Raw genomic sequence first — 20,294 nt, 5'->3', positions numbered from 1 at the left:
GACCCCGATCATACGCTTTCCGCCGCCGCTATCCGCGCCTCGGCGACCCGGCGCAGGCGCTGCATGGACTCCTCCGACTCGCGCTCGATGCGCCGGCGCAGCAGGAACAGGTTGGCCAGGCGCATCGACCAGCCGTCGAAGCGGTATTCCAGGGTGCGCACGAAGCGGGTGCCGGCCGCGCTCGGCTGGCATTCGTAGCTCAGGCGCAGGTGCAGGCCGTGGTCGCCACGGGCGTTGGCGCGCCAGAGGCGGCCCGGCTGGTACTCGACCACCGTCCAGGACAGGTGCCCGGCGCGGCCGCCGGCGTGGATGTCCTCCTCGAAGCGCGCGCCGGCCGGCAGCGGGCCAGCGGCGCCGTCGACCCGCAACGACGAGGGATGCCATTCCGGCCAGAGCCCCGGGCTGGCGGCGTAGGCGAGGGTCGCCTCGGGCCCGCGGGCGATCTCGATTCGGTGCTGCATGCGGGTCATGGCGTGCTCCTCGGCGGTTTCCGCTTCCCAGTGGAGGGTACCGTAGCACCAGTCCATCAACGGGAAGACCAGGTTGAAGTTGTGCGTCTGCATCAGCTCGCGACGGTGATGCAGTTCGTGCAGGCGGCGCATGTGGCGGATCCACGGCAGACGGCTGAGCGGATGCTCCGGCGGCAGGTGTTCGCAGGCGTGGAAGATCTCGTAGCTGAGGTAGCCCAGCAGCAGGGTCGCGGCGAACAGCGCGGCGAGGTTGTCGTTCAGCAGGCCGAGCAGGCTCCAGGCGAGCAGCGCGCCGAGGCTGAAGACCACCACCAGCCAGGCCGGGAACAGGATCACCCGCCAGTCGCGTGCCTGTTCGTAGCGCATCTGGCCGGCGACGAAGAAGCTGTGGTGGTCGCCGGTATGGCGCTTGTAGAACATCCGCCCCAGCGGGTGCTTGTGGTGGCCGAGGGACTTGTGGATGCGGTACTCGCCCCAGTTGAAGAACACCAGCGCGGCCGGCACCGTCAGCCATTCCAGCAGGCTCGGCTGCTCGAGCCGGGAGAGGAAGAAGACGATCCAGGCGCCGCCGTAGGCGAGGACGAAGCCGGCGTGCAGCCAGGGGTTGTAGCCGGGCCGGATGGCCGCGCGGTACTGCTGGCGAAAGGGTTGGGGATCGAAGGACATGGTCGGCATCTCGCGTGTGATTGTTATTGGCTGGGCCGCGAACCGGGCCGATCCGCCGGGGCGGAAGGGCTTGCATTCGAGTGTAGCGATGCCAGTCTTATCAGGGTAATGGATAAATAGAATGAGGATTATTCATGAAGCTGAACTTGCAGCAGCTCGACCTCAACCTGCTGCTGGTCTTCGATGCCCTGATGCGCGAACGCAACCTGTCGCGCGCGGCGATCCGCCTGCATCGCAGCCAGCCGGCGGTGAGCAACGCCCTCGCCCGCCTGCGCGAACAGCTCGACCAGCCGCTGTTCCGGCGCACCGCCAAGGGCCTGGAACCCACCGCCGCCGCCCTCGCCCTGTACGTGCCGGTGCGCCAGGCCCTGCATCTGCTGCAGGCCGGGCTGGGCTCCCAGGAAGCCTTCGATCCGCACACCGCGCGGACCTTTCGCCTGACGATGAACGACTATGCCCAGTTGCGCCTGCTGCCGGGCCTGGTGACCCGCTTGAAGACCCTGGCCCCGCGGGTGACGCTGGAGGTGCGGCCCGACGAAGGCGCCTCGATCCCGGCGCAACTGGCCAGCGGCGAACTGGACCTGGCGATCGACTACCTGTACTTCGACGAGCCCGAGCTGGCCTACCGGCCGGTCGGCGAGGAACGCCTGGTGGTGATCGGCCGCCAGGGCCATCCGGCCTTCCGCGGCGGCCTCGACCGCGCCGCCTACGAGGCCGCGCAGCACGTCTCGATCCTGCCGCGGGTCGGGCGCGGCAGCCCGCTGGAGATCGTCCTCGGCTCGGCCAGGGTGCAGCGCCGGGTGCAATTGCTGGTGCCGCACTACCTGACCATCCCGGCCATCGTCGCCAGCACCGAGCTGCTCGGCACCGTGCCGCGCCGCCTGGCCGAGCGTTTCGCCGGCAGCCATGGTCTGCAACTGGCGGACGTCCCCTTCGAGATGGCTCCGGTGCAGGTCAACCTGATCTGGCATCGCCAGCAGGAAGCGACGCCCGGCCTGCAATGGCTGCGCGAGCAGATCGTGCAGATCGAACAGGGCTGAGTCGCAGGTTGCGCGCCAGGATCAGTCTTCCGTCACTTTCGATCATTGAGCGAGGCCTTTCCCGCGCCCTATGGTGAGGCTGCGCCCCGCTGCCGGTCCCCGGCCGCCCCGGGGATACAGTCCAGCACCCGCCAGAGGAGCCACCGTATGACCAGCCTGCCGCTCGAAGCCAACGCCGCCGCCACCCTCGCCGAATGGCACGGGCTGATCGCCCGCCGCGACCTCTCCGGGTTGCCGCGCCTGCTGCACCCCGACGCCGTGTTCCGCTCGCCGATGGCGCACAAGCCGTATGCCGGCGCACCGGTGGTCTCGATGATCCTGAATACCGTGCTCACGGTCTTCGAGGATTTCGCCTATCACCGCCAGTTGGCCAGCGCCGACGGCCGCAGCGTGGTGCTGGAATTCAGCGCACGGGTCGGCGAACGCGAACTGAAAGGCATCGACATGATTCGCTTCGACGACGACGGCCGGATCGTCGACTTCGAAGTGATGGTCCGTCCCATGAGCGGCCTCCAGGCCCTCGGCGAGGAAATGGGCCGGCGCCTGGCGCCCTATCTGGCCGCGAGCAAGGCCTGAGGCGGAGGAACCTGCCATGACCCGCATCACCGAAGTCGTGGTCGAGCGTCGCCAGCTCGCCACCGCCGCCCTGCGTACGCGCAACCTGCCCGCCCCGGAGGCGCTGGCGGAAGGCCAGGCGCTGCTGGCGGTCGGCGAGTTCGCCCTGACCGCCAACAACGTCACCTATGCCGCCCTCGGCGATGCCCTGCGCTACTGGGAGTTCTTCCCGGCCGGCGAGGGGCTGGGCATCGTCCCGGTCTGGGGCTTCGCCGAGGTGCTTGCCTCGCGCTGCCCGGGGGTCGAACCGGGCGAGCGCTTCTATGGCTACTATCCGATGGCCAGCCACCTGCTGGTCGCGCCGGCGCAGGTCCGCGGCAGCGGCTTCGTCGACGCCAGCGAGCACCGCCGGAACCTCCCGTCGGTCTACAACCAGTACCTGCGCTGCAGCAGCGACCCGCTCTACCGGGCCTCCGACGAGGCCCTGCAGATGCTCCTGCGGCCGCTGTTCACCACCTCGTTCCTGCTCGACGACTTCCTCGCCGAGCATGCCTTCTTCGGCGCCACCGACCTGCTGCTGAGCAGTGCCTCGAGCAAGACCGCCATCGGCCTGGCCTTCCTCCTCCAGCGCAATCGTGCGCAACGCGGCCAGGACTACCGCATCGTCGGCCTGACCTCCGCGGGCAACCGCGCCTTCGTCGAAGGCCTGGGCTGCTATGACGAGGTCCTGGCCTACGACCGCCTGGACGCACTGGACGCCAGCGGAGACGCGCTGAGCGTGGATTTCGCCGGCAACGGCGCCCTGCTCGGCCAGTTGCACCAGCGCCTGGGCGACCGCCTGCGCTACAGTTGCCTGGTCGGCGCCGCCCACTGGGACCAGCGCGGCGGCCTGCCGAAGGCGCTGCCGGGTCCGACGCCGAAGCTGTTCTTCGCCCCGGCGCAGGCGGAAAAACGCCTCAAGGACTGGGGCGGCGCGGCGTTCCAGGCGCGCCTGGCGGAAGTCTGGGGCGAGTTCTCGGCCTTCGTCGGCGGCTGGATCCAGGTCCGCCGCGGTGTCGGCGGCAGCGAGGTGCTGGAGGTCTACCAGGACCTGCTGGCCGGGCGCTCGGCACCGCAACTGGGCTACATCCTTTCCCTCGACGGCGGCTGAGGCCGCCGTTCTATACTGCTGGACGGAGGTGGCGAACCCGTCGCGAACGACGAAGCGGGTTCCACCCATGGCGTCGGCGGCGCCCTTGCGCCGTCGCTTCGCGGGGGGATGGAGAGATACCGTCCATGAACCGAGCCAAGCTCTACCTCTGCTGCGTCGCACTACTGCTGGTGCCGGCCATCGCCGGTGCGGCGACTGCCGACTACGTCTACGGCATGCCGCTGGACGTGGCCAGGGTGCTGAGCGTCGACGAGGCGCCCAGCGATACCTGCCAGGTGGTGCGCGCCACCCTGGTGTACCTGGACTCCCACGGCGAGCGCCAGGTGTTGCACTACCTGAAGCAGGCGCGTGCGTGCAGCGACGAATGAAACGACGGAGGAAAGGACGAACGGTCAGGGTTGTCGTTTCATTTCACGAAATTTTCACCGCTGACATGGATACTGGAACCAGCTGAAGGACCAGCGCCCCATTGCATAGAGCCCACCATCGAGTGGGCTTTTTGCATTCCGGGCCGCGTATCGCCTGGCCTTGGGCTCAATCCCGCTCTTCCCTGCGCAGCAGTTCGCGCTTGCGCTCCACACCCCAGCGGTAGCCGGAAATGTCGCCGTCGCGACGTACCACCCGGTGGCAGGGAATCGCCACTGCGATCCGGTTCGCCGCGCAGGCCTGCGCCACCGCGCGCACCGCTCGCGGCGCGCCGATCCGTTCGGCGACCTGCGCATAGCTCGCCGTGCTGCCCGGCGGTATTTCCCGCAGTGCCTGCCAGACCCGTTCCTGGAACGCCGTACCGCGTACGTCCAGCGGCAGGTCCAGTCCCAGTTGAGGCGACTCGACGAAGCCCACCACCTGCGCCACCAGCCGTTCGAAGTCGGCGTCGCCGCCGAGCAGCTGGGCGCGCGGGAACTGGTCCTGCAACTCGCGCAGCAACGGCTCCGGCTCCTCGCCGAGGAGGATCGCGCAGATGCCGCGCTGGCTCTGCGCCACCAGGATCGCGCCCAGCGAGCACTGGCCGATGGCGAAGCGGATCGCCGCGCCGGCGCCGCCATCGCGGTAATCGCGCGGGCGCATGCCGAGGCGTTGCGACGAGGACTCGTAGAAACGGCTGTTGGAGTTGAAACCGGACTCGTAGATCGCCTCGGTCACCGAGGCGGATGCCTGGCCCAGGCGCTCGCGCAGGCGCCGGGCACGATAGGCCGAGGCGTAGGCCTTGGGCGTCAGGCCGGTTTCGGCCTTGAACAGGCGATGGAAGTGGAACGGACTCATGCCCAGTCGGGCGGCCAGCGCCTCCAGTGCCAGCGGCGTCTCCGCCGTCTCGATCATCCGGCAGGCCTGCGCCACCCGCTCGGCGCGCTGCTCCGCCGCCAGGCTGCGGTCGCCGGCGGCGCGCCGGCTGGGCCGATAGCCGGCGGCCTCGGCGGCCTCGGCAGTGGCGAAGAACTCGACGTTCTCGCGCCTGGGCCGACGCGCCGAGGAACTCGGACGGCAATAGACCCCGGTGGTCTTCACCGCATAGACGAACGCCCCGTCCGCCGCCGCGTCGCGCGCCAGCACGGCGGCCCAGCGCTGTTCGTCGGTGTGGTAGGCGTTGCAAGGATCGGGCTGCTGGCTCATGGCGTTTCCCCTGTGGGAGCGGATGATGCCCGCAGACTAATTCGCCGTTCAAGCGCAAGAACTCCGGTTCTTGCGCTTGAATTCGAGCGAGGCCGTGCGCCCGGCTTCGGCAGGCGCGGGAGGCCGCCGGCTTGCCTACCCATCGCCAGGCGCCATAATGGCCCGCTCGAACCGGCGGAAGGACTGGGAACATGGCGTTCAAACGGATAGCACTGGCCTACTGCGTGCAACTGGAGCGAGTGATCTCCATCGCCAGTGCCCGCCGCGAATACTTCTCCCAGGCCGAGCCGCGCAAACGCTTCGACTTCCTCTGCTCCAGCGAAGCGTGCAGGGCACAGGGGATCAAGGTATCGGCGAGCAACTACGACAAGCTGCCGCAGGACACCCGCAAGGCCGCGCACTTCAGCAAGTTCCCGCATTCCACCCACCTGCCGGACTGCGAGTGGTTCGTCGAGGACGACGAGGACGCTCTGCGCCCGGGCGAATCCGCCGAGGAGGCCGGCCAGCGGCGCATCCGCGACAAGCTGGACGCCTACGTCGAGGAATTCGATCCGGCCATCGCCGAGGAAGCCGCGCCGCCACCAGCGGACCCGGACGCCGAGGAACAGCCGCCGGCCTCCGCCGCAGTGCGCGCCGACGCTCCCGCCGCGCCTCGGCAGAGAACGCAACGGCGGCGGCGCACCCGCGATTTCGAACAGCTCGTCGACACCTTCCGCCAGGCCCGCGCCGAACTGCCGGCGGACGAATTCAAGCAGTTGGACATCCACATCAGCGGCCTCGGCCGGATAGCGCTGCGCGCCTATTTCCAGCACATCGGCTATGCCACCCCGGGCAGCGCCGGCAAGGTGTTCTACGGCGGCGCCGACCTGCTGCCCAAGCGCTACGGCTCGCCGAACCGGCCGCAAGGCTTCCGCTTCAAGTTCCGCGACCGCATCGACGGCAAGCCGGTATTCCTCTACGTCGCCCCGGAAACCTTGCAGGCCTATCCGCATCGGCGCTACCTCGAAGACATCCTCGGCTGCGCCGAAACGGTGCGCTACTTCACCCTCTACGCCCTCGGCCGGCTCGTCGAGGCGCCGAGCGGCAAGAGCTACAGCCTGGAGCCGGACACCCTGCGCCACCTGGCGATCATCCCCGGTCCGGCGAAGGACGACGCCTCTCAGAGTTCGTCGTAGAGTCGGTCGCTGACCAGCATGTGCCCCGGCGCGTGGCTGATGTACAGCTCCGGCTGGGCTTCGGCGAGTACCGCCTGGGGCGTGACCCCGCAGGCCCAGAACAGCGGGATCTCGTCCGCCGCGAGCGGCACCGGGTCGCCGTAGTCGGGTCGCGCCAGATCGCGGATGCCGATCAGCGCCGGATCGCCCAGGTGCAGCGGTGCGCCATGGGTCATCGGGAAACGGCTGGTGACCTGGATCGCCCGGATCGCCTCGGCGGCCTTCAACGGCCGCATCGATACCACCGTGGGGCCAGCCAGGCGACCGCTCGGCCGGGTGGCCATGGCAGTGCGGTACATCGCCACGTTGCGGCCCAGCTCGAGGTGGCGCAGGCCGATGCCGGCGTCGAGCAACGCCTGTTCGAAGGAGAACGAGCAGCCGATGGCGAAGGCGACGAAATCCGCCTCCCAGAACGCGCCGATGTCGTTCACCTCGACGGGCTCCTGGCCGCGCCGATGCACCCTGTAGCGCGGCAGGTCGCTGCGCACGTCGATATCCGCGCCGAGCCGGGCGAAGTGCGGCGAGCCGGGTTCGCTGACGTCGAGCAGCGGGCAGGCCCGGGGGTTCAGGGCACAGAAGCGAAGGAACTCGTCGGCCCAGGATTTCTGCAGGATCACCAGGTTGGCCTGCAAGTGGCGCTGGCCGAGGCCGCTGGTATGGCCGGCGTAGTCGCCGCGGCGGATCAGTTGGCGCAGGACCGGCGGCGGCAGTTGCGCGAGTTCGTGGAAGGTCGGTTCGGGCATGGCGGCTCCGTGCGCTGGCGGACGTGGTTGTTGGCGGGTTTGTAGAAGCGGACGGCGGTCAGCGTCCAACGAGATTTTTCCGCCGGGGGCGATCGGAAAATCCGAATCAGCGCGAACGCAGCCGCCCCACTCCTTTCTTCAGCGGCGCCAGGAGCATGCACTCCGGGCCGACGTTGGCCGCGTAGTCGGCCAGCACCGTCTTGCTCAGCTCCACCACTTCGTCCACCAGCTCCAGGCCGGTGCCGCCGCGCCAGGACACCACCACCGGCAGGTTCGGCGGCGGCGGGCCGAGGCGCAGCAGGGTCAGTTCGCCGCGTTCCAGTTCCTGGCTGACCAGCGCCGGCGGCAAGGCGCCGACGCCGAAGCCGTCGCGCAGCAGGCGGGTCATCGCCGCCACCGAGTTCACGCAGTTCAGGCGCGGTGCCGCGACGCCGTTGGCGTGCAGCAGGCCGAGCACGTCCTGGTGCGGCCGCGAGTGCTTGGAGAAGGTCACCACCCGCTCCCGCGCCAGGTCCGCCAGCGAGGCGTAGTCGCGGTGGTAGATCGAGCCGGTGGAGACGATCCAGCGCAGCGGGTAGCTGCCCAGTTCCAGGTTGAGCACCGACTCGTGGCGCAGCGAGTCGGTCTGGAAGATCAGGTCCAGGTAGCCCTTCTGCAACTGCTCGGAGAGGTTGCGCGCGGTGTCCGCCATCAGCTCGATCTCCACCGCCGGGAAGGTTTCCGTGACCCTGGCCACCAACGGGCTCAGCCAGGTGTGGATGACCGTGTCCATGGCGCCGATGCGAATCCGTCCCTGGGTGCTGGCGCCGGTGTCGAGCGACTGCTTCAGCGCGTGCATGGTGTCCATCATGCGCTCGGCGTAGGCCAGTACCTTGTCGCCTTCCGGGGTCAGGGTCACGCCGCGAGAGTCGCGGACGAACAGTTTCACGCCGAGTTCGTCCTCCAGCACGGCGATCCGGCTGGAAATGGAAGCCTGGGTGCTGAACAGCTTCTCCGCGGTGAGGCGGAAGCTCTTCAGGCGCGCGACCCAGACGAAGGTCTCGAGGAATTTCAGGTTCATGTGGCGGGCACCGACGGGCAAGGGACACAAGGTGACAGGAGCGAGCAGCTTCCATGCCAGCGCCCGCCTTCCGGCGGCACATGATCGACGCATGACGGCCTGCTCCGCCATCGAAATTTCTTATCCCCGGCGGCCGCATAAATTAGTTGGACGCTCGCTGGCCAGCCTCGAAGAATGCGACCACCGGGTGCGACGGCGCCCACCGAATCCTCATAACACCAATAACGACGATCGGTGCCCCCATGGAAAAACACATGACCCTCGACGCCGGCCCGGACGCTTCCCGGGACGGTCATTTCGGCTGGTATCGCGCCCTCGACAAGCAGGAACGCCGGGCCTTCTGGAGCTGCAAGATCGGCTACGGCCTGGACGGCATGGACACCCAGATGCTGAGCTTCGTGATCCCCACCCTGATCGCCCTGTGGGGGATCAGCACCGGCGAAGCCGGCTTCATCCACACCATGACCCTGCTCGCCTCCGCCGCCGGCGGCTGGATCGCCGGGATCCTCTCCGACCGCATCGGCCGGGTGCTGACCCTGCAACTGACGGTGCTCTGGTTCGCCTTCTTCACCTTCCTCTGCGGCCTCGCGCAGAACTACGAGCAGTTGCTGGTCGCGCGGACCCTGATGGGCTTCGGCTTCGGTGGCGAATGGACCGCCGGCGCGGTACTCATCGGCGAAGTGATCAAGGCCCGCGACCGCGGCAAGGCGGTCGGCCTGGTGCAGTCCGGCTGGGCCATCGGCTGGGGCCTCACCGCCATCCTCTACTCGCTGATGTTCAGCCTGCTGCCGCCGGAAGAGGCCTGGCGCGCGCTGTTCATGCTCGGCCTGTTGCCGGCGCTGTTCGTCCTGGTGGTACGCCGGCTGGTCAAGGAACCGGCGATCTACCGCGAGGCCAGGCAGCGCAACCAGGGCGCCGACAAGGTCAGCTTCTACGAGATCTTCGCCCCCGGGATGCTCAGCATCACCCTGCGCGCCTCGCTGCTGACCACCGGCGCGCTCGGCGGCTACTACGCCATCACCGCCTGGCTGCCGACCTTCCTCAAGACCGAGCGCGGGCTGACCGTGCTCGGCACCAGCGGCTACCTGGCGATGGTGATCCTCGGCTCCTACGTCGGCTACGTGGTCAGTGCCTTCCTCACCGACCTGATCGGGCGCAAGAAGAACTTCGTCCTGTTCGCCGTCGGCTCCTTCACCGTGGTCCTGCTCTACACCCAGTTGCCGGTAAGCAACGGCGCCATGCTCTGGCTCGGCTTCCCGCTCGGCTTCTTCGCCTCGGGCATCTTCAGCGGCATGGGCTCGTTCCTCACCGAACTGTTCCCGACCCGCATCCGCGGCTCCGGCCAGGGCTTCTGCTACAACGCCGGGCGCGCCATCGCCGCGCTGTTCCCGATGCTGATCGGCATGCTCGGCCAGAAGCTCTCGCTGGGCCTGGGGATCGGCGCCTTCGCCGCGGTCTCCTACGGCGTGGTGATCCTCGCCGCCCTCAGCCTGCCGGAAACCCGCGGCAAACAACTGGAACTCTGAGCCGTCGACCGAGGAAACCCCAGCATGCATCCCACTCCCCGCCTGGCTGCCGCGCTGCTCGTCGGCAGCGGGCTGGGCTGGCCGCTGCTCGCCCAGGCCGACCTGGTCGAGGACAGCCACGCCAGCCTCGAACTGCGCAACTTCTACTTCAACCGCGACTTCCGCCAGAGCGGCGCGCGCGACAACGCCGACGAATGGGCGCAGGGCTTCCTCCTGCGCCTGGAGTCCGGCTTCAGCGAAGGCACCGTCGGCTTCGGCGTCGACGCCATCGGCCTGCTCGGCCTCAAGCTCGACTCCGGCGGCGGCAGCGGCGGAACCGGGCTGCTGCCGGCCGACGGCTCCGCCGGGGGTTCCCAGGACGACTACGCCAAGCTCGGCCTGACCGCCAAGGCGCGGGTCTCCAACAGCCTGCTCAAGGTCGGCGCGCTGCACTTCAAGAGCCCGCTGGTCTCGGCCAACGACACCCGCCTGCTGCCGGAACTGTTCCGCGGCGCGCTGCTCGACGTGCAGGAGATCGACGGCCTGACCCTGCGCGGCGCGCACCTGGACCGCAACAAGCTGAACAGCTCCAGCGACTACCAGGTGTTCAGCGCCAACCGCATCGGCGGGCGCAGCGATGCCTTCGACTTCGCCGGCGGCGACTATCGCCTGACCCCGGCGCTGACCGCCAGCCTGCACCAGGGTCGGCTCAAGGACATCTACCGACAGACCTTCGCCGGCCTGGTACACACCCTCGACCTCGGCGGACAGCGTTCGCTCAAGAGCGACCTGCGCTTCGCCCGGGCCAGCGAGGACGGCGGCTTCCGCGAACTGGACAACCGCGCCTTCGGCGCCCTCTTCAGCCTGCGCCTGGGCGCCCACGCGGTGGCCGCCGGCTACCAGCGGATCAGCGGCGACGATCCCTATCCCTACATCGCCGGCAGCGACCCGTACCTGGTCAACTTCATCCAGATCGGCGACTTCGGCAACGTCGACGAGCGTTCCTGGCAACTGCGCTACGACTACGATTTCGGCGCGCTCGGCCTGCCCGGCCTGAGCTTCATGAGCCGCTACGTCTCCGGCGACAACGTCGCCCGCGGCGCGGCCAACGACGGCAAGGAATGGGAACGCAACACCGACCTCGGCTACGTGGTGCAGAGCGGGCCGCTGAAGAACCTCGGAGTGAAATGGCGCAACGCCACGGTGCGTTCGAATTTCGCCAACGACCTCGACGAAAACCGCCTGATCCTCAGCTACAGCCTGGCGCTGTGGTGAGGTCCGGCGAGCAATGACCTGAAGGAACCAGCATGAACAGCCTGTTGTTGAACTGCGATATCGGCGAGAGCTTCGGTGCCTGGAGCATGGGCCTGGACGCCGAGGTGATGCCGCTGATCGATTGCGCCAACATCGCCTGCGGCTTCCACGCCGGCGATCCCGGCACCATGCGCCGCACCGTGGCCCTGGCGGTGGAGCATGGCGTGCGCATCGGCGCGCACCCCGGCTACCCCGACCTGGTCGGCTTCGGCCGGCGCTCGCTGGCCTGCTCGGCGCAGGAAGTGGAAGACCTGCTGCTCTACCAGATCGGTGCCCTCGACGGACTCTGCCGCGCCCAGGGCACGCGGGTACGCTACGTCAAGCCGCACGGCGCGCTGTACCAGGACATGATGCGCGACCCGGCGATCCTCGCCGCCGTGCTGCGCGCACTGGCGGCCTACGACCGCACCCTGCCGCTGATGCTGATGAGCACCCGCGACAACACCGCGGCGCGCGCGCTGGGCGCGGCCCACGGCATCGAGCTGTGGTTCGAGGCGTTCGCCGACCGCGCCTACGACGGCGCCGGCTACCTGGTCTCGCGCAGCCAGCCCGGCGCGGTACACCACGACGCCGAGACGGTGCTCGCCCAGGCCCTCCTGCTGGCCCGTGGCGCGCCGCTGAGAGCCAGCGACGGCAGCGCCCTGGCGCTGGAGGCGCAGACCCTCTGCGTACACGGTGACAACCCCGCCTCGCTGGCCGCGGTGCGGCGCATCCGCGACGCCCTGGAGGCGGCATGAGCCAACCGCAACCGCGCATCGAGGTGGCCGCCATCGACAGCTTCGTCCTGCGCCTGTTCGAGCGCATCGACGAAGCCAACATGCCCTGGCTGCTGGCGGCGGAGGAAAACCTGCGGGCGGCGTTCGGCGCCGCCCTGCTCGACCTGGTGCCGTCCTACACCACCCTGCTCCTGCAATACGACCTGCTCCAGCTCGACCCCGGCGAAGCCCGCGCGCGGATCGCCGCGGCGCTGTCCGACTTGAGCCCGAGACGCCAGGACGGCGGCCGCCTGCACGTCCTGCCGACCTGGTACGACCCGCGGGTCGGCCCCGACCTGGAACCCCTGGCGCGGCGCAAGCAGCTCGGCGTCGCCGAGCTGATCCGCCGCCACAGCCAGCACGAGTACCGGGTCTTCGCCCTCGGTTTCAGCCCCGGCTTCGCCTTCATGGGGCTGGTCGAGGAAGCCCTGGCGGCGCCACGCCTGGCGACTCCCCGGCAACGCATCGCCGCCGGCAGCGTCGGCATCGCCGAGCGCCAGACGGCGGTCTATCCGCAGGCCTCGCCAGGCGGCTGGAACCTGCTCGGGCGCTGCCCGGTGCGCTTGTTCGACCTCACCCTGGACGGCTACAGCCTGCTGCGCGCCGGCGACCGGGTGCGTTTCGAACCCATCGGACACGCCGAATTCGTCCGCCTCGGCGGCGACGACACGCCCCTGGAGGTCCAGGCATGAACGACTCCATCCACGGCGGACTGCGGGTGTGCCAGAGCACCCCGCTGGTCCAGTTGCAGGATCGCGGCCGCTTCGGCTGCCGCCATCTCGGCGTGACCCAGGGCGGCGCCCTCGACTGGCTGTCCATGGGCTGGGCCAACTGGCTGCTGGGCAATCCCCTGGACGCCGCGGTGATCGAGATCGCCCTCGGCGGTTTCGTCGCCGAATGCCGTGCCGACGGCTGGTTGGCCCTGGCCGGCGGCGATCTCGGCGCGACCCTCGATGGCCAGCCGCTGCCGGCCTGGGGCGCGTTCGCCGTGCGCGACGGCCAGCGCCTGGCCTTCGCCCACCCGCGCCAGGGCGCCCGCGCCTACCTGGCGGCGCCCGGCGGCTTCGCCGGCGAGCGCCAGTTGGGCAGCCTGGCCACGGTGGCCCGCGAAGGCCTGGGCGGCCCCCGCGCCGACGGCAAGGCCCTGGCCGCAGGCGACAGCCTCGGCTGGCTGGCCGATGGCGCACGGCCACGCACGCTGCCGATGCCCAGCGAACGGATCATGGACTGCACCGGCGAAGCGCGCCTGGAGCTGATCCTCGGCGCGCAGATCGGCGACTTCCCGGCCATGAGCCTGTTCGATGCGTTCAACGGCGACTGGCAGGTGGATACCCGCGCCGACCGCATGGGCGTACGTCTGCTCGGCCCGCGCCTGGAATGCCGGCAGCAGTCGATGATTTCCGAAGGCATCGCCCTCGGCGCGGTGCAGGTGCCGCCGGACGGTCAGCCGATCGTCCTGCTCAACGACCGGCAGACCATCGGCGGCTATCCCCGTCTCGGCGCCCTCGCCCCGCTGGCGCTGGCGCGCCTGGCGCAATGCCTGCCAGGCCAGCGGGTACGGCTGCTGCCGACGGTGCAGGAGGCGGCGCACCGCGAGCATCGACGCCTGCTGGCGGCCTGGGACGCGTAGGCGGTTTTTTTGAACGGCGCCGTATGGCGAGCGTCCACCGCACACTCGTCCCGTCCGGAGGTTCGCCATGCCCAGTCGCCTGTCACTGATCGCCGCCCTGCTGTTGCCCCTGGCCGTCCAGGCCGAACCCGCTGATACCCGCGCCCTGCTCGCCGACAGCCTGGCCGACAGCCAGGCCCAGGTGGAGGCAGCCGAGCAAGCCATGCGCCGTTCCGAAAACAAGGCGGTGCAGCTCTATGCCAAGCGCGTACTCACCGAACAGCAGGAGTTCGACCATCAGTTGCGCGCCCTGGCCGGGGAAAAGGCCTTGGCGCTGCCCTCGCCGCGCCAGACCGAACGGCAGGCCGCCGCTCCCGGCGGCTTCGACGAGCGCGGTTTCCTCGACGCGCAGATTCGCCAGCAGGACCGTCTGGTCGCACGCTTCGAGGGAATCGCCCGAAACTCCGCCGATCCCGACCTGCGCCGCTTCGCCGACGAATGGCTGGCGCGCTTCTACCACCACCGCGAACTGGCCGACCAGTTGCGTAGCGGCCGCGCCGACTGAGCGCCGCGACCGCCTTGCTCAGTGCCGCGCGAGGACCTGCCGGGCGCTCTGGCGAATCACCCCCCAGCGCTTGGGATCGTCCTGCAGCATGGCGCCAAGCAGGTGCTTGGCCTGCTCGAAACTGATGTGCGGCGGCAGCGGCGGCACGTTCGGGTCGGTGACCACCTCCAGCAACACCGGGCGGTCGGCGGCGAAGGCCTCGGCCCAGGCGGCGTCGATATCCTCCGGGCGATCCACGCGGATGCCCTTGAAGCCGAGCATGTCCGCATAACGCGCGTAGGGGAAATCGATCACTTCCTGCGCCGGGCTGAACTCCGGGTCGCCGGCCAGGGCACGCTGCTCCCAGGTCACCTGGTTGAGATCGCCGTTGTTCAGCACCAGCACGATGAAGGTCGGCGAGTCCCAGCGCTGCCAGTACTGCTGCACGGTGACCAGTTCGGCGTTGCCGTTCATCTGCATGGCGCCGTCGCCGACCATCGCCACCACCGGCCGCTGCGGATAGGCGAGCTTGGCGGCGATGGCGTAGGGCACGCCGCTGCCCATGGTCGCCAGCTTGCCCGACAGCGAGCCGAGCATGCCCGGGCGCATGCGGATGTCGCGGGCGTACCAGTTGGTATGCGAGCCGCTGTCGCCGCAGAGAATCGCATCGTCCGGCAGTTGCTCCGACAAGGAACGGAATACCCGCTGCGGGTTGATCGGGTCGGCTGGCTCTTCGGCCTGGCGCCGGGCTTCCTCGCGACTGGCCGTCACCGCCCGCTCGACCCGGCGGCGCCAGGCGCCGTGCTTTTTCTGCTCGAGCAGCGGCAGCAGGCGCTCCAGGGTTTCCCCTGCATCGCCGAGCAAGGCCTGATCGATCGGATAGCGGATACCGATGTTGCGCGGATACAGGTCGATCTGCACCGCCCGCGCCTGGCCGGCCTTGGGTAGGAACTCGCTGTAGGGGAAAGTGCTGCCGACGATCAGCAGGGTGTCGCAATGCTCCATCAGCATGCTGCTGGCGCGGGTGCCGAGCAGACCGATGGAGCCGGTCACGTACGGCAGGTCGTCGGAAACCGCCGCCTTGCCCAGGAGCGCCTTGGCCACTCCGGCGGCCAGGCGCTCGGCGACCGCTTCCAGTTGCCGGTGCGCGCCCAGGGCCCCGGCACCGGCGAGGATCGCCACGCGCCGGCCGCGATTGAGGATCGCCGCGGCGGCTTCCAGGTCGGCGTCGCGCGCGTAGGGTCGCGGCTGGACGAAGCCCACCGCCGACATCACGTGGCCGTGCTCGTGGGGCTGGCGCTTCGGGGCCGCCATCTGTTGCACGTCGTTGGGCACGATCACCGTCGCCACCTGCCGCTCGCCGACCGCCACGCGCAGGGCTCGGTCCAGCACATGGAGCAGTTGTGCCGGGCTGACCACGGTCTCGACATAGGCGGAAACGTCCTTGAACAAGCTCTGCAGATCGACTTCCTGCTGGTAGTCGCTGCCCAACGCGGTAGCCGCCTGCTGGCCGACGATGGCCAGCACCGGCTGATGATCCATGCGCGCGTCGTAGAGCCCGTTCAGCAGGTGGATCGCGCCCGGCCCCGAGGTGGCGAGGCACACCCCGACCTCTCCGGTGAACTTGGCGTGGGCGCCGGCCATGAAGGCCGCCATCTCCTCGTGGCGCACGCGGATATAGTCGAATGCCTCGGCGCGCCGGCCCATGGCGCCCATGATCCCGTTGATGCCATCGCCGGGGTAGCCGAAGACGCGCTTCACCCCCCACTGGCTCAAGCGTTCGAGCAATTGATCGGCAACCGTGCTGGACATTCTCGCCTCCTGGTCGTGTCTGGGGTCGTACCAGTGAGGACTGGCGCCGCAGGCGAGGGTTCAAGGCAATCGAGCGGCGGTGCCGACGGCGAAATCGACTGAACTGTCGGCGCGGGCGACCGGCCCAAGGGACAGGGCCCGCATGGGCGCAATCGCCAGGAGGTGCCGCCATGACCCGCGCCATCAACGATCCCGGAAACGAAGACCCCGGTTCCCTGCTGGAAACCGACGCCGACGCCCTGCTCGGCGGTGCCGCCGCCCAGGCGCCGGAAGAGCGCTGCCGGCTCGCAGCCCAGGCCTGCATCCGCGCGTGCGAGCGCTACCTGGCGCTCTGCATCGAGTCCAGCAGGGAACAACGCCAGCACGCCGGCGACTGCGCCGACCTCTGCCGCCTCGCTGCCCTGCTGCTGGAGCGCCGCAGCCCATGGGCGCCGGCCGCCTGCGAGCTGGCGGCGCGCTATGCCCTGGCATGCGCGGAGCGTTGCGATGGCGACGAGCCGCTGGAGCGCGAATGTGCGGGTGCCTGCCGGCGCTTCGTCGAGGCCTGCCGGCCATTGTTGCCGGCCTGAGGCTGGCCATTTCTGCCGTCGTGGTCTTGAGTCTGAATGTGCTGGGCAAGCTGATTTCCTTGCCTGCCCCGGCTTCTCGTTTCGCCTTCCCAGGCGAGCCCCTTTTGCAAGCGTCTGTACGGACCGGAGACATAGCGGACAGGTGTGCGGAGTTGCCGGAGAAAGACCACGACGCCATGAGCCTGAGAGATGAGTTCATTTCGAAGTCCTGATCCGTAGGGCGAATAACGCCACGGGCGTTATCCGCCGATGTCGCGGATAAGCGGCGGATAACCGCGAGCGGTTATTCGCCCTACGGAGCTGGAGCGGCAGTCGGCGTTTCCGGGGCCTGTAGGGCGAATACCGCCACAGGCGGTATCCGCCAATACCCCGGATAAGCGGCGGATAAACGCAAGTGCCTATTCGTCCCGCGACAACCACGCCATCACCGCTCGGTTCACCCACGGCGGAGACAACTGCCCAGCCCAGTACAGCGCCGTGAACAACCCGCCCACCGGCCGGTGTACCCGCCGGCTGTGCGCCTGCCGCCAGGCCGCCTCGGCGATATCCTCGGCGTCCAGTCTCAGCCCCAGGCGACGCAACACCGGCGGTCGGTAGGTCTGCCCGGCGACCATCGGCGTGCGGACGAACGGCGGCATCAGGTCGGCGACGCGAATCCCGTGGCGGCGCCATTCCAGCTCCAGCGCCTCGGTGAGCCCGCGCACGGCGAACTTCGAAGCCGAGTAGACGGCCATCTCCGGTACGCCATAAAGCCCCGATGCCGAGCCCATGTTGAGTACCTGCGCCTGCGGCGTCGCGCGCAGGAACGGAAAGGCCGCGTGACAGCAGTTGAGGACGCCTTGCAGGTTGATCGCCAGCAACCGCGCGTGGTCCTCCAGGGCGACCTCTTCGAAGCGGCCGAAACGCAGGATGCCGGCGCAGTTGAACAGCAGGCGCAGGCGGCCGTCGGCACAGAACTGCGCAAGCGCCTCGCCGACCGCGTCGGGCTCGCTGACGTCCACGGCACGCTGCCAGGCGCCCGGCAGTTGCGCGGCCAAGCCGCGCAACGCCTCGGCATCGATGTCCAGCAAACCGACCCGCCAGCCCCGGCGGTGGAACAGTCGCGCGCTGGCGGCGCCGATCCCGGAGGCGGCACCGCTGATCAGGATGTTCTGCACTGGTCGCCCTCCGCGCTGCATTCGACGACGAACGCCGCCGCCTCGTCCAACGCCCGGTCGGCGCTGGCCAGCACGCCGGCATGGGCCTGGAACACGTGCCAGCAACCGGCGTAGCGCTGCAATCGCACCGCGACGCCCTGCTCGCCGGCCCGTTGCGCCAGGCGCAGGCTGTCGTCGCGCAGCAATTCGTCCTCGCCGACCTGTACCAGCAGCGGCGGCAGCCCCGCCAGGTCGGCATGCAGTGGCGACAGGGCGGCCGAGCCTGGCTCCGCGTCGGCCGGCAGCAGCAGGCGCACCGCGCTTTCCAGCCAGGCCCTCGACAGCAGCGGGTCGCCGGCCTCCGGCGTGTGCAGGCGCTGGCAGCTGAGGTCGGTCCAGGGCGAGAACAGCAGCAACCCGGCCGGCAACGGCAAGCCGCGCGCCTTCAGCTCCAGGGCCAGGGACAGCGCCAGGTGGCCGCCCGCCGAGTCACCGGCGAGCAGCAGTCGGCGCGGCGAATGGCCGGCCTCCAGCAATGCCAGGTAGACCGCCAGGGCGTCGTCGCGGGCGGCGGGAAACGGATGTTCCGGGGCACGCCGGTAGTCCACCGCGCAAACCTCGGCGGCGCAGCGCCGGGCCAGGTGCGTGGTGATCGCCCGGTGGGTCGCCGGCGAGCCGATCAGGTAGGCGCCGCCGTGCAGGTAGAGCACCCGGCGCCGTGCCTCCACCCCGCGCGGCCGCAACCACTCGCAGGGCACGCCGGCGAGGCTGCGGCGCTCGCGAACGACGCCGCCGGCGCCCAGCGTCGCCAGGCTCAGCCCGCGCAGCACGCCGCGTTGCAGCGCCACTGGCATGGGCGGACGGACCAGCCCGCGGAACAACAGGCGCAGGCAGCCGCGCAGGAGACCGGCGCGCAGGCGTTGCGGCGGCGACATCAGGGGCGCTTCAGCGGGCCAGGTCATAGTCGGCAAGCTCCGGCCGGCGCGTACGCCAGCGATAGACGAAGGTGTAGCCCGGCCAGTTGTTGGTGTTCTTGCCGGCGGCAGTCTTGTACCAGCTGTCGCAGCCACGCTCCCAGACGGTATGGCGCAACCCCTGTTGCACCTCCAGGTTGAAGCGCCGCTGGACCTCGGGCTTCACGTCGAGGTAGCGCAAGCCCTGCGCCTGGAGCTGGCGCAGGCAGCCGAGCACGTAGGGGAACTGGCTTTCCAGCATGTAGACGATGGAGTTGTGACCGAGGTTGGTGTTCGGCCCGTAAAGGATGAACAGGTTAGGGAAGCCGCTGACGCTAATGCCCTTGTAGGCTTCCGCGCCATCCGCCCAGGCCTGCCGCAGGTCGCGTCCGTCGAGGCCGAGGATGCGCATCGGGGCGAGGAATTCGGTGGCGGCGAAGCCGGTGCCGAAGATGATCGCGTCGACCTCGTGCCGGCGGCCGTCACGGCCGACCACGGCGTCTTCGGTGACTTCGCGGATGCCCGTATCGACCAGTTCGACATTGCTCCTGGCCAGCGCCGGGTAATAGTCGTTGCTGATCAGGATGCGCTTGCAGCCCAGTGGGTAGTCGGGGACCAGCCGCGCGCGCAGTTGCGGATCGGCGATCTGCCGGTGCAGGTGGCGACGGAAGCTCAGCCGCATCACCTTCATCAGCGCCGGGAAGGTCGCGAAGGCGAGCATCCGCGATTCGTGGTGCAGGTACTTGAGCCCCCGGTCCAGGCGTTGCAGCCACGGCCAGCGCGCCTTCAGGCGGCGTTCCCAGTCAGCGTAGGCGCGGTCCGGCTTGGCGATCACGTAAGGCGCGCTGCGCTGGAACAGCGACAGGCGTTGCACCTGCGGGGCGATCCGCGGGACGAACTGGATGGCGCTGGCTCCGGTGCCGATCACCGCGACCCGCTTGCCGGCCAGCTCGACCTCGGCGTCCCAGTTCGCCGAGTGGAACGCCGGACCCTGGAAGCGCTCCAGGCCGGGCAGGCGCGGCAGCAGCGGCCGGCTCAACTGGCCGGTGGCGCAGACCAGGGCCCGTGCGCGCAGCGTCTGGCCATCGGCGCAGCGCACCTGCCATTCGCCGCTGCCGGCGTCGAAACGGGCCTCCTCCACCTCGCAGTGGAAACGGATCTTCTCGCGCAGACGGTACTTGTCCGCGCAATGCCGCAGGTAGTCGAGGATTTCCGCCTGCGGGGCGAACTTGCGCGACCAGTCGGCCTTCGGCTCGAAGGAAAACGAATAGAGATGCGAGGGGACGTCGCAGGCGGCGCCCGGGTAGCGGTTTTCCCGCCAGCAACCGCCGACATCGGCGGCCTTTTCCAGCACCAGATAATCGTCGATGCCTGCCTGTCGCAGGCGGATCGCCAGGCCGAGACCGGCGAAGCCGGCGCCGACCACCAGCACCCGCAAGGGGGCTTCAGGGCGGGACTCGTTGTGCATTGTTGTGCTCCCGTTTGTTGCTTGCCACGCCGTCCGGCGCGATTCCGCCCAGCGGCGGATGGCAGCATCCTAGTTCGCCGGGGCGACTGGCGTTATGGCCGGGCCGGACATAAAGTTGTG

The 20,294-nt window shown here is 69.4% G+C and carries 20 protein-coding genes; 12 read left to right on the top strand and 8 right to left on the bottom strand.

Annotated features, from left to right (window positions below):
• Positions 1-8 precede the first annotated feature (8 nt).
• Positions 9-1,145, bottom strand: a complete 1,137-nt coding sequence (locus FOC67_RS11185; RefSeq protein WP_078451813.1) for an SRPBCC family protein — start codon at positions 1,143-1,145, stop codon at positions 9-11.
• 125 nt (positions 1,146-1,270) lie between these two features.
• Here FOC67_RS11185 and FOC67_RS11180 point away from each other — a divergent pair, with 125 nt between their 5' ends.
• The 4 genes from FOC67_RS11180 (at position 1,271) to FOC67_RS11165 (ending at position 4,249) form a co-directional block, all read left to right on the top strand.
• Positions 1,271-2,176: a LysR family transcriptional regulator gene (locus tag FOC67_RS11180; RefSeq protein WP_009315691.1), complete on the top strand. Its 906-nt coding sequence runs from the start codon at positions 1,271-1,273 to the stop codon at positions 2,174-2,176.
• 147 nt (positions 2,177-2,323) lie between these two features.
• Positions 2,324-2,752 (top strand): nuclear transport factor 2 family protein, encoded by a 429-nt coding sequence (locus tag FOC67_RS11175; RefSeq protein WP_003088837.1) that lies wholly within the window; start codon positions 2,324-2,326, stop codon positions 2,750-2,752.
• Positions 2,753-2,768: 16 nt separating this feature from the next.
• Positions 2,769-3,881 carry a DUF2855 family protein gene (locus tag FOC67_RS11170; protein WP_003088836.1) on the top strand — a complete coding sequence of 371 codons (1,113 nt, stop codon included), beginning with the start codon at positions 2,769-2,771 and terminating at the stop codon, positions 3,879-3,881.
• A gap of 125 nt (positions 3,882-4,006) precedes the next feature.
• Entirely contained in the window at positions 4,007-4,249 is a 243-nt protein-coding gene (locus FOC67_RS11165) for a DUF2790 domain-containing protein (RefSeq protein ID WP_003088835.1), read from the top strand.
• A 166-nt stretch (positions 4,250-4,415) separates the two neighbouring features.
• Here the strand turns inward: FOC67_RS11165 and ada are convergent, their stop codons facing one another.
• The gene (gene ada / locus FOC67_RS11160; protein WP_003132212.1) at positions 4,416-5,492 is read right to left on the bottom strand and encodes a bifunctional DNA-binding transcriptional regulator/O6-methylguanine-DNA methyltransferase Ada; all 1,077 of its coding nucleotides are present in this window, start codon (positions 5,490-5,492) and stop codon (positions 4,416-4,418) included.
• A 191-nt stretch (positions 5,493-5,683) separates the two neighbouring features.
• Here ada and FOC67_RS11155 point away from each other — a divergent pair, with 191 nt between their 5' ends.
• Positions 5,684-6,667: a hypothetical protein gene (locus FOC67_RS11155; protein ID WP_009315689.1), complete on the top strand. Its 984-nt coding sequence runs from the start codon at positions 5,684-5,686 to the stop codon at positions 6,665-6,667.
• On the opposite strand, the gene FOC67_RS11150 is transcribed toward FOC67_RS11155, so the two are convergent.
• Together FOC67_RS11150 and FOC67_RS11145 are read right to left on the bottom strand one after the other, a co-directional pair.
• A complete protein-coding gene (locus FOC67_RS11150) occupies positions 6,652-7,449 on the bottom strand; it encodes a putative hydro-lyase (RefSeq protein ID WP_009315688.1) in 798 nt (265 codons plus the stop codon). The two genes, FOC67_RS11155 and FOC67_RS11150, sit on opposite strands and share 16 nt — an antisense overlap.
• Positions 7,450-7,555: 106 nt before the next feature.
• Positions 7,556-8,509 (bottom strand): LysR family transcriptional regulator, encoded by a 954-nt coding sequence (locus tag FOC67_RS11145; protein WP_003088829.1) that lies wholly within the window; start codon positions 8,507-8,509, stop codon positions 7,556-7,558.
• A gap of 254 nt (positions 8,510-8,763) precedes the next feature.
• On the opposite strand from FOC67_RS11145, the gene FOC67_RS11140 reads away from it, so the two are divergent.
• From FOC67_RS11140 to FOC67_RS11115, 6 genes are all read left to right on the top strand, one after another.
• Positions 8,764-10,035, top strand: coding sequence for an MFS transporter (locus FOC67_RS11140; protein ID WP_003088828.1), 1,272 nt, complete (start codon positions 8,764-8,766; stop codon positions 10,033-10,035).
• Positions 10,036-10,059: 24 nt separating this feature from the next.
• Complete coding sequence (locus tag FOC67_RS11135; protein ID WP_003111801.1) at positions 10,060-11,289, top strand: OprD family porin; 1,230 nt, start codon at positions 10,060-10,062, stop codon at positions 11,287-11,289.
• Positions 11,290-11,321: 32 nt separating this feature from the next.
• Entirely contained in the window at positions 11,322-12,065 is a 744-nt protein-coding gene (locus FOC67_RS11130) for a 5-oxoprolinase subunit PxpA (protein WP_009315686.1), read from the top strand.
• Positions 12,062-12,775: an allophanate hydrolase subunit 1 gene (locus FOC67_RS11125; protein ID WP_003111803.1), complete on the top strand. Its 714-nt coding sequence runs from the start codon at positions 12,062-12,064 to the stop codon at positions 12,773-12,775. Before FOC67_RS11130 ends, FOC67_RS11125 begins: the two co-directional genes overlap by 4 nt.
• Complete coding sequence (locus FOC67_RS11120) at positions 12,772-13,713, top strand: biotin-dependent carboxyltransferase family protein (protein ID WP_010794134.1); 942 nt, start codon at positions 12,772-12,774, stop codon at positions 13,711-13,713. The genes FOC67_RS11125 and FOC67_RS11120 overlap by 4 nt, the downstream gene beginning before the upstream one ends.
• A gap of 67 nt (positions 13,714-13,780) precedes the next feature.
• Complete coding sequence (locus tag FOC67_RS11115; RefSeq protein WP_003121670.1) at positions 13,781-14,257, top strand: DUF4142 domain-containing protein; 477 nt, start codon at positions 13,781-13,783, stop codon at positions 14,255-14,257.
• An 18-nt stretch (positions 14,258-14,275) separates the two neighbouring features.
• Here FOC67_RS11115 and FOC67_RS11110 read toward each other — a convergent pair whose 3' ends face one another.
• On the bottom strand, positions 14,276-16,048 hold the full coding sequence (locus tag FOC67_RS11110; protein ID WP_003088823.1) for a thiamine pyrophosphate-requiring protein: 1,773 nt from the start codon (positions 16,046-16,048) through the stop codon (positions 14,276-14,278).
• Between the two features lie 170 nt (positions 16,049-16,218).
• Between FOC67_RS11110 and FOC67_RS11105 the strand changes: the two genes are divergently transcribed.
• The gene (locus FOC67_RS11105) at positions 16,219-16,617 is read left to right on the top strand and encodes a four-helix bundle copper-binding protein (protein WP_003088822.1); all 399 of its coding nucleotides are present in this window, start codon (positions 16,219-16,221) and stop codon (positions 16,615-16,617) included.
• 398 nt (positions 16,618-17,015) lie between these two features.
• Here FOC67_RS11105 and FOC67_RS11100 read toward each other — a convergent pair whose 3' ends face one another.
• Genes FOC67_RS11100 through FOC67_RS11090 form a run of 3 tightly spaced genes read right to left on the bottom strand, consistent with a single transcriptional unit; the run spans position 17,016 to position 20,174 of the window.
• Complete coding sequence (locus FOC67_RS11100) at positions 17,016-17,774, bottom strand: SDR family oxidoreductase (RefSeq protein ID WP_003088821.1); 759 nt, start codon at positions 17,772-17,774, stop codon at positions 17,016-17,018.
• The gene (locus tag FOC67_RS11095) at positions 17,759-18,688 is read right to left on the bottom strand and encodes an alpha/beta hydrolase (protein WP_083842343.1); all 930 of its coding nucleotides are present in this window, start codon (positions 18,686-18,688) and stop codon (positions 17,759-17,761) included. Before FOC67_RS11095 ends, FOC67_RS11100 begins: the two co-directional genes overlap by 16 nt.
• 10 nt (positions 18,689-18,698) lie before the next feature.
• Positions 18,699-20,174 (bottom strand): NAD(P)/FAD-dependent oxidoreductase, encoded by a 1,476-nt coding sequence (locus tag FOC67_RS11090; RefSeq protein ID WP_009315682.1) that lies wholly within the window; start codon positions 20,172-20,174, stop codon positions 18,699-18,701.
• Between the last annotated feature and the right edge of the window lie 120 nt (positions 20,175-20,294).

Origin of the sequence: Pseudomonas sp. FDAARGOS_761 (assembly GCF_013343155.1) — a bacterium.
GTDB lineage: Bacteria > Pseudomonadota > Gammaproteobacteria > Pseudomonadales > Pseudomonadaceae > Pseudomonas > Pseudomonas aeruginosa.
The sequence above is the reverse complement of the archived record's forward strand: the minus strand, read 5'-3'. Positions and strand labels throughout refer to the sequence as shown.